The sequence below is a fragment of the Nocardia carnea genome (assembly GCF_029868325.1).
GTDB lineage: Bacteria > Actinomycetota > Actinomycetes > Mycobacteriales > Mycobacteriaceae > Nocardia > Nocardia carnea_C.
In genome coordinates this window covers 1-2,508 of sequence record NZ_JARWNW010000047.1, presented here as the reverse complement: position 1 = coordinate 2,508, position 2,508 = coordinate 1, and the positions used below count along the sequence as shown (strand labels likewise).

Annotated in this window: 4 protein-coding genes; 2 read left to right on the top strand and 2 right to left on the bottom strand. The window is 67.8% G+C overall.

The annotated features are described in order from the left end of the window. Positions 1–233, bottom strand: a 233-nt coding sequence (locus tag QH196_RS32465; protein WP_432279420.1) for a hypothetical protein, incomplete at its 3' end; no start/stop codon positions are given. Further along, entirely contained in the window at positions 230–1,219 is a 990-nt protein-coding gene (locus QH196_RS02375) for an ATP-binding cassette domain-containing protein (RefSeq protein WP_280414091.1), read from the bottom strand. The genes QH196_RS02375 and QH196_RS32465, both read right to left, overlap by 4 nt. A gap of 107 nt (positions 1,220–1,326) precedes the next feature. Here QH196_RS02375 and QH196_RS02370 point away from each other — a divergent pair, with 107 nt between their 5' ends. Beyond that, positions 1,327–1,548 (top strand): helix-turn-helix domain-containing protein, encoded by a 222-nt coding sequence (locus QH196_RS02370; RefSeq protein ID WP_280414090.1) that lies wholly within the window; start codon positions 1,327–1,329, stop codon positions 1,546–1,548. Further along, positions 1,549–2,115: a Clp protease N-terminal domain-containing protein gene (locus QH196_RS02365; RefSeq protein WP_280414089.1), complete on the top strand. Its 567-nt coding sequence runs from the start codon at positions 1,549–1,551 to the stop codon at positions 2,113–2,115. Positions 2,116–2,508 lie beyond the last annotated feature (393 nt).

Here is a 2,508-nt window from a genome sequence, read left to right as displayed (position 1 = left end):
AGATCACGGTGATCGACAAAGGCCGCGTCATCGCCCGCGGTTCGGCCGACGAACTCAAATCCTCGATCGGCGGGGACCGCCTCACCGTCACCCTGGCACCCGGACAGGATCCGGCGCCCGCTATAGGCGATGGTCAGGGGGTTGTCCAGGGTCCGGCGCAGCCCGCCCCGGCCGGCCGGCGGGGGCGCCGGCCGGGCCGGTGCGGTGGTGGGTTCGATGAGGGTGGTGGTCATGCCGCCGTCCGTTCGGTATCGATATCGGTATCGGCCGGGTGGCCGGTGAGAGTGAGGAAGACTTCGTCGAGACTGGGTTTGCTCACGGTGATCTCGTCGACCGCGATACCGCGTTCGCGCAACCGGACCAGCAGTTCGGTGGTGTCGTTGGGGTCGGGCAGGGCGGCGGTGAGCCGGCCGGCCTCGGGGGTCGGCTGCGGTTCGCTGCCCAGTACTTCGGCGATGATGCCGCGGGCGGTGTCGAGCTGGGAGCTCACCGCCAGCGTGAGATGCAGCGAGGAACCGCCGATGGAGGCTTTGAGCTCGTCGGCGGTGCCGTCGGCGATCACCCGGCCGTGGTCGATCACCGCGATCCGGTCGGCGAGCTGGTCGGCCTCGTCGAGGTACTGGGTGGTGAGCAGCACCGTCGTACCGTTGCGGACCAGCTTGCGGATGGTTTCCCACATCTGGGCGCGGGTGCGCGGGTCCAGGCCGGTGGTGGGTTCGTCGAGGAACAGCAGCGGGGGTGTCGCGATGAGGCCCGCGGCCAGGTCCAGCCGGCGGCGCATACCGCCGGAGAAGTTCTTCAGCGCCTTTCCGGCGGCCTCGGTGAGCGCGAATTCCTCCAGGAGCTCGGCCGTCCGGCGGCGAGCCGCGGACCGGCTCAGCCCGAGTAGCCGGGAGAAGATCATCAGGTTCTCGGTGGCGGTCAGGTCCTCGTCCACCGAGGCGTATTGGCCGGTCACCCCGATGAGTGAGCGGACGGTGGACGGTTCGCGCAGGACATCGTGACCGAATACGTGCGCGCTGCCGCCGTCGGGCCGCAGCAGCGTCGCGAGCATGCGGATGGTGGTGGTCTTACCGGCGCCGTTCGGTCCCAGGACGCCGTAGACGGAGCCCTGCGGTACCGCCAGGCTCACTCCCTCGACGGCGCGCTGTGTGCCGAACACCTTGACCAGGCCCGTTGCCTCGATGGCGAGCGGCGCCGCTGATACGTGATTCGTCATGGTGACCACGATCGCGTCCCCGTCTTGCACCGCCCTTGCGCGGCGATTGCGGCGACCTTTCGTCAATTTTTGTTGACAGTGCGCGGATCGTCAATCAAAATTGACGCATGACGGAAGCAACCACACTGGCCGCGGCGGCGGGCAGCCCGGACCCCGCGGTGGGGTTACGGGCGGTTCTGGCGCTGCGCAGACTGCTGGACCGGCTCGAGACCATCCAGGTCGGCAACGCCCGGGATCAGGGCTGGTCCTGGCAGGCCATCGCCGACGCACTCGAGGTCAGCAAACAGGCGGTCCATCAGAAATACAACCGGAAAGGCAGGAGCCGATAGATGTTCGAGAGATTCACCAAAAGTGCCCGATCGGCGGTTGTCGCGGCCCAGGAACACGCTCGCGAACTACGGTCGCCCGATATCCGCGTCGAGCATCTGCTGCTCGGTCTGCTGGACGAGGCCGAACCGGCCTTACGCACCCTGCTGGAGCGTAACGGAATCGCCCACGACACCGCGCTGAACGACCTCACCACCGCGGCCCGCGCCGAACCACTCGGCGCGGAAGACGCCGAGGCGTTGCGTTCCATCGGGATCGACCTCGACGCGGTACGCGAAAGCCTGGAAGCCAATTTCGGCGCCGACGCCCTCGACCGTGCCATCCCACCGGAGGAATCCCGCGGCCGTATGCGGTTCGGGCATATCCCGTTCAGCCGCGATGCCAAGAAGGCCTTGGAACTCTCGCTGCGAGAGGCCGTGGCGCGCAAGGACAAAACCATCGAGTCCGGGCATATCCTGCTCGCCATCCTGCGCGCCCCCACCCCCGCCGCCACCGAACTCCTCGGCGGTGCCGACGCCCTCACCGGGCTACGCGAGCAGATACACACCCACCTCGACCGAGCAGCCTGAACCGGCGCCCCACCCCCCGGGGGGACTTCACCGGCGATCACCCTCGCGGCTCGACCTCGGTACGAGTAGGCCGCCCAGCGCCCCGCAAAACCGCCTCGAATCAGTCGGTTGAGGGCACCTCCACGTAACCAAGGCCGCCGCAAAGTCCTAGGAGGCCCTGAAGGTTTCGTCCCACGACCGAAACCAACGCAACCAAAGGCGCAGCCGAGTTCAGCGAGGCCCTGAAAGGTTTTGGCCCGTGCCCGGGTTTTAGCCACCCGGCGCGACCGACTCCAGCAGACCACGCACGGTGGCATGGTCGGATTCGTGTGCGATCGGGAAGTAGTGCGCCGACACCAGATCGAACGAGCGAGCCGGCAGCGGTGTCACGGTGATATCGGCCTGCCGCCACGA